This is a genomic window from Candidatus Izemoplasma sp. (genome assembly GCF_982632705.1).
This window is the reverse complement of the sequence record NZ_CEXEES010000076.1, coordinates 1-6,644: the sequence shown is the minus strand read 5'-3', so window position 1 is coordinate 6,644 and position 6,644 is coordinate 1. Positions and strand designations below refer to the sequence as shown.

At 31.6% G+C, this 6,644-nt stretch carries 4 protein-coding genes; 1 reads left to right on the top strand and 3 read right to left on the bottom strand.

Annotation, left to right across the window (positions count from 1 at the left end; genetic code table 11):
* Window positions 1-186 precede the first annotated feature (186 nt).
* Complete coding sequence (locus tag AC2LE6_RS08195; protein ID WP_484478771.1) at window positions 187-2,214, bottom strand: HD-GYP domain-containing protein; 2,028 nt, start codon at window positions 2,212-2,214, stop codon at window positions 187-189.
* A gap of 487 nt (window positions 2,215-2,701) precedes the next feature.
* On the opposite strand from AC2LE6_RS08195, the gene AC2LE6_RS08190 reads away from it, so the two are divergent.
* Window positions 2,702-4,981, top strand: a complete 2,280-nt coding sequence (locus AC2LE6_RS08190; protein WP_484478770.1) for a 5'-nucleotidase C-terminal domain-containing protein — start codon at window positions 2,702-2,704, stop codon at window positions 4,979-4,981.
* Window positions 4,982-5,037: 56 nt separating this feature from the next.
* On the opposite strand, the gene AC2LE6_RS08185 is transcribed toward AC2LE6_RS08190, so the two are convergent.
* Both AC2LE6_RS08185 and AC2LE6_RS08180 read right to left on the bottom strand, forming a co-directional pair.
* Window positions 5,038-5,376 (bottom strand): hypothetical protein, encoded by a 339-nt coding sequence (locus tag AC2LE6_RS08185; protein ID WP_484478769.1) that lies wholly within the window; start codon window positions 5,374-5,376, stop codon window positions 5,038-5,040.
* Window positions 5,376-6,611: a DUF1576 domain-containing protein gene (locus tag AC2LE6_RS08180; protein WP_484478768.1), complete on the bottom strand. Its 1,236-nt coding sequence runs from the start codon at window positions 6,609-6,611 to the stop codon at window positions 5,376-5,378. The genes AC2LE6_RS08185 and AC2LE6_RS08180 overlap by 1 nt, the downstream gene beginning before the upstream one ends.
* Window positions 6,612-6,644 lie beyond the last annotated feature (33 nt).

Below are 6,644 nucleotides of genomic sequence, written 5' to 3'. Positions count from 1 at the left end.
ATTAAATAATTAGTTGTAGGAGAACTAAAGTTAATACTACAAGTAAACCAATAATGTGCTTACTTCCAAATAATGGTGCTGATGCTAGTAAATTAATCATAATACCCTCCTATAAATTCATCTATTTCTATTATATCAAAAATCAGCTTGAATAGGTGAACTATTTTTATGCACTAAAAAAAGAGCTTAATGCTCTTTTCTAGATTTATAGAATTCGGCTAATTTTCCACTATCTATAAATTCCAACATTGCCTTCGATACAATTGGACAAAATTGGGATTCTGTATATAAAACGATTTCCTCTCGAATCTCTGGAATTGTTTTCGCAGTGCTATATACTCTTTTCTTTATCATAGAACTTACAGCATCACATACGGCGATTACTCTACTACCTAGTGGAATGTTATTATCTTTTAGTCCATCTGGATATCCACTACCATTAAACCATTCGTGATGATGCTTTACCAATATAGCAACATTAGATAACTCACTTGATTTTTTTATTATATTATACCCATGAACAGGATGCTTTTTAACTTCATCATATTCCTCTTCGGTAAGTTTTGCCTTCTTATTGATTATTGAAGATGGAACTCCAACTTTACCGATATCATGAATAATACCTGCCCAGAATAACTCGTTATACATTTCAGAGTCAAGGTTCATAATCTTCCCTATTTCTCGAGACATATACGCAACTTCCTCACTATGACCACCTGTATAATCATCATATAATTCTAAGGTGTGAATCAAACTCATAACAACTTCATCTTTCATAGCAGAATTAACATTTCTAAGTTTATTAAAATCATAGTACTTATTGATTATTGATTGGAATGATTGAATAAAAGCAAAGTCTGATTTAGTAAAATTAATCTCGCTTGTTTTATATATATCTAAACTAATTCCACCAACCTCGGTATCGCTAAGGAAAACTCTGAATGATAAGTGTTCTTTTAATTCCGGATATACAATTTTGAAATTACTATACTTCTTCCCAAGTGCTTTTGATATTCTTTTTGATGCGTTTTTGGTGTGGATTGGAGTATTCTTATCCCAGTCAAATTCATACACCGATAATTTGTAATTTGTTAATTCTTCATAGTTATAATTTATCGCATCAATATATTTGACTACTTCACCGTCTCTAATATAGCAAGATGCTGCATCATACTTTTTAAATATCCTTGTAATTACTTGGAATATTTCTCTCATATATGATTCTAATTCAATATCGTCACCAAAAGACTGTCTTTCTCCAAGTTGAAGTATTTTTTCAGTTGAAGCTAATGTTTCATTTAGTCTTTTCTCAGATATTTCGAGTCTATAGGTTTTTAATTGTTGTTCATATAAGATTCCTCTTACAATCGCACCTATGAATACCATGAACACTAAATAAATATTTACATTCAATATACTTCTACTAAGATCCCCACTAGTTGAAGACAGAAGTGTAAGGTCATACTGGTACGCTGTTATGTATAGGAATGACAGCAAAAGAATTTGTCTAAGTGTAAAGAACAAACCTGAGATAAAGAAAAATGTTATGAATGCATATCCAAATATCCTAATATCAGCTACAAAGCTATAATTTGATAATATGATTAGGATAAAGCCAATATACAATAAAACAAACAAGTAAGAGTACTTATTCACTTCAAGTTTATACATGTCCTCATCTTCATAATGAAATGCTGCAAACAACACTACTCCAAAGACCAAGAACCCCATAAAATATCCAAATAAGGTCTTTAAAAACATTTGTAAATCAAAGAACCCATGTACTGGTGTTGAGATTATAACAGTAATAATTGTTGCAAGTACAATAGTTACCACTGCTCCAAAACCATGTAAAACCAAACTTCTAAACTTAGTATCATCAAAAATGTTTGATTTAACTAGGAAATCTCGATAAAGCAATGAACTACCAAGAAGTCCAACAACATGACTTGTTGGATGAATAATGTATACTAAAATACTGGTTTCACCTACAAAAAATAATCCTGAGATACAACCTATATATAAACTAATTGACAGTGGTAAAATTATCTTTTTACCATATTTGATAGTAAACCCAATTGCAAATCCAGCTGTAATACAAATAGCAGAATAAAACTCAACACCTTGATTTATTATTACAGAATAAAATGATACCAATATAATTATTGGTACTATAAATACAAGGTTTTTGTTTTTCCTAAAATACGATATCATAATATCACCTATAAAAATTATACTACAACTCCTTGAGTTTTATTGAAAATTTTGCAAAAGAAAAAATAAACATCACACCAAATCAGAGTGATGCTTATTTAATTTGATTTATAAAAATCAGTTTTGAAGACTCGAATGGATTACTCGTATAATGCAATTGCATTTCAATACAATTCTTCCTCTCCTTCGTTTTTTAGGTTTATTATATCTATAAACTCCATACCATCATAAACATAATAATCCTAAAAGTATACATACGGAGTTTTTGCAAATTCAAATATGTCATTTAAAATACTAATATTTCAAGTGTTTACTACTAATTTCATCGAATATTATAATTAACGAAATGTTTTTTTAAATATGGCTTATCTAACACAACGAAAAGGTATTCGTAATAAAACGCTTACATTTTTTCCCTAATTGTGTATTTATTTTATCTCAAAAGTAGTATAATTAAGGTACGAAAAAAAATTGGGAGGAGCAACAAATGAAAAAATTATTATTAGTATTATTGTTAGTAGGGTTTACTTTTACACTAGCAGGATGCGAAGATACTGGTGTTTTAGAAGACATTACAGCTATTGAAGAAACTATAGCTGAAATAAACACTGATATTACCGCATTAGAAGATTTAATGACTGATTTAGAAGCAGTTCAATTAAGTGTAGAAACATTAGGTATGACTTTTGATGAAATCGAAAGTAGTATCAATGCATTGAAATTTAGAGCATCAGCAATTTCTGAAGATATGTCAGATGCTGAAATGAGAATTGCAGCTCTAGAAGAAATGTTAGCAGAAATGAAATCGGATATGTTAATTGAAGGTTGGCAAGATATGTTGAATACTGAAATCGTATTTATGTTCAACAATGACGTTCATGGTCGCGTAAATGATGATTCATGGGCTGGTAGCATGGGATATGCAACAATTAAAAATATCGTAGATGAAGTAAGAGCTAATTATGAGCACACTTACCTAATTGCAGCTGGAGATATGTTCCACGGAACTACTTTCGCTACATTAGAAGAAGGTGAAAGTGTTGTTGAAGTAATGAACGCTGTTGGTTATGATATCATGGTTCCTGGTAACCACGATTTCGATTATGGACAAGATCGTTTATTAGAATTAGAGTTACTGGCAGACTTTCCGTTAATCTCTGCAAATATTCAATATGATGCAGATGATTCAGATATGTTTGATCCATATTTCATCCAAGAATTTGGTGATGTTACAGTTGGTTTCTTTGGAGTTACTACTCCGGACACAACTTATATGACTCATCCATTAAACGTTGTTGGTTTAAACTTCTTAGATCCTGAAACTCAAGCAGCAATGTATGTTGAAGAGTTAGAAGAAATGGGTGCAGATGTAATCGTTATGTTAGCACACGTTGGATTAGATGAAAGTTCAAGTATCACTACAGAAGACATCGCTATGAATGTTGATGGAATCGACATTATCATTGATGGACATTCACATACTTATTTACCTCAAGGACAAATGGTTAATGATACATTAATCGTTAGTACTGGTGAATATAACAAAAATTTAGGAATCTTAACTTTCACAGTTGAAGATGGAGAAATCATTAAATATAATGGAATCTTAATCAATGCTGATGAAGCTGAAATGTTAAACTTAGGAATCGACCAAGATGTTCAAGATATTATTGATGCAATCGAAGTTGATCAAGAAGAAATCTTAAGTGTTGTTATAGGTCAAACTGCAGTTGAATTAGACGGTGTTAGAGATAACGTACGTACTGGTGAAACTAATTTAGGAAAAATTATCACTGATTCAATGATCGTTGCAACTGGTGCTGATATCGCAATCACTAATGGTGGTGGAATCAGAGCAAGCATCGCTGTTGGAGATATTACTGTTGGAGACGTTATTACAGTATTACCATTTGGTAACATTATTGTAACTATGGATTTAACTGGTGCTGAAATTATTGAAGCATTAGAACACGGAACTAGTTCTTATCCAAGTTCTTCTGGTAAATATCCACACGTTTCTGGATTAACTTACGACTTATTATGGACTAGTAATGGTAATTCTAGAGTTGATAACGTAATGATTGGTGGAGTTGCTATCGATTTAAACGCTACATATTCAGTAGCTACAAATGATTTCTTAGCAGCTGGTGGAGATGGATACGAAGTATTCGGAAACGCTGAAACTACTGGTGAATTCATGGGATTACATGAATCTTTCGAAGATATGTTTACTATCGGTGTTGATATCGTTATTCCTGCTGATGCAAGAGTAACTGAAATTGAATCATTACCTGGTTTATTCATTTCTGAATATATCGAAGGTGGAAGCAATAATAAAGCTATAGAACTTTATAATTATACAGATGCTGAAATTGATTTAACATCTTATTCAATAATCGAAAATTATGGTTCTGGAAGCAACACATACAATTTAGTTGGAACTTTGGCTGCTGGTGAAGTATTAGTACTTTGTACAGACGCTGTTGAAGTAGCTTCATTATTAGATACTAATTGCGATATCGCATTTGGATATCCTAGTGTAACTCACTTTAATGGAGATGACACAGTTCAATTATTAATTGATGGTTTAGTTATTGATCAAATCGGTGTTGAAGCTGAAGCTGGTGGAGATAATTTCGCTCAAAACGTTACCTTAGTTAGAAACTCAGATATCGTTGAAGGAAATATCGTATTTGATTTAGCTGGTGAATGGACTTCATATGCTCAAGATACATTTGATTATATTGGTTCACACGTTACAGACTAAATAAAGAATAACAGAAATAAAAAAGCCCTAGACTAAGTCTAAGGCTTTTTTTTGTCTTAAATTTGCTTGCGATGTAGAATTATTTCATACTTTCCATTTTTTAATTCTATTTCATATCCATCAACAAGCATTCCTAATGTATTCAATGAGCAAACACATTCATTATGAAGTTGATCTACACCGTATTCTTCTAGTTCTATCTCACGACAACAGTATAAATCATTCTTAAATACATCAATAAGGTTTTCTCCCTTATCTTCGACTGTGATTACAAATTTCGATTCTTGTTTATTCAGTTCGATATCGATAGAAAGTTTATAATACCCTCTCTCTAACAAATATCCCGTTATTTCTTCAGTAATCTTCGCGGTTTTTAGTTTTTCATGTAATACCATTATAAATCACTCCTTTTAAAAGTAGCTACTATTGATGTAACAATTATCGCAGTAAATGCAGCGGCGAATCCGTTACTATATAATAACACACCACCATGTAGTTGTCCTAAACTAAAGTTAATTGGTAAGTGCAACATTCCTGTAAGAATTCCAACAATAATTCCATGTTCTCCTGCTACTGGTGCTAACCCTGTAGAGAATAAGATAGCGAGTATAACAGGCACCGATAAGTCTATATTGAATAGGATACTAACTATAAAGACCCCAATCATTGGAGGCAGTATATTTCTAACATGCTTTCCGAATGCAGCGAATCCTATTATCGTAAATAACCCACCAAATACAGGTCCATTCATGTGAACATCTAACATTACAAGAACAAGTAATGCTGCTAATCCAGTAATCCCAATGTTAAACATTGTCATTGCTTGATTGTCTCTTCTTGTAAAGTCTGTTGCAGCTCTACCTGATAGTTTTAGTATGTTCTTGTATCCTTGTATCTTGAAATCAGATAAGTAAAGGCCTAGAACAATATAAACCAGACAAATAATAATAAATAAATAGAATAACAATAAGTGAGAATCATTCGTATAAATCAAATTCGTTTTATAATCTAAATTCAACAATTTAAATATACTAAAGATTGAGAATGATAAAATCCCACTCGCAAAACCAACATTATATAAATCATACCCTTGATGAAATGATATGGCTCGACTTGCTAGTTCAACTAACAAGAATCCAGCTGTTACACCAACAAAAATACCAAGAGGTATACTGTAAATTAAATCAATACCAAGTCCAAACATGACGACACTACTCAGTGGACTCAATCCTGTTGAAAACAAAAACACAACAATTACAGACCTAATGTTTATTCTCTTATATCTTGAATACAAGTAAACACCTAAATAAATTATTGCCACATTAAAAATATTCTTTCCAAAAAACGCGAAACCACCAATTGTTAGAATTCCAGCAAATATTGATCCAGTTACTCTTAATCCAAGTTTTCTAATCAATAAATAACTAAGTCCCATCAGTAATCCTGAGTTTAACAACGCTGGTCCTATACCCCCAACAGCTACATAATCTGTTAGTAATATACTTTCACTTTTTTGAATATTATGCAATCCAACAAACAATTCACCGATTGGTTGTAAGAAAAACGATAGTACAATAAAAAGCAATGCAATATACGGTACTAGAAGGTTATCTTTTAAATGTTGTTTCATATGCTCACTTCCCTTCTTATTACTATTATAATA

Coding starts and splice junctions, on each gene's coding strand:
- AC2LE6_RS08195 (WP_484478771.1), bottom strand. CDS start 2,214: ATGATATCGTATTTTAGGAAAAACAAAAACCTTGTATTTATAGTACCA.
- AC2LE6_RS08185 (WP_484478769.1), bottom strand. CDS start 5,376: ATGGTATTACATGAAAAACTAAAAACCGCGAAGATTACTGAAGAAATA.
- AC2LE6_RS08190 (WP_484478770.1), top strand. CDS start 2,702: ATGAAAAAATTATTATTAGTATTATTGTTAGTAGGGTTTACTTTTACA.
- AC2LE6_RS08180 (WP_484478768.1), bottom strand. CDS start 6,611: ATGAAACAACATTTAAAAGATAACCTTCTAGTACCGTATATTGCATTG.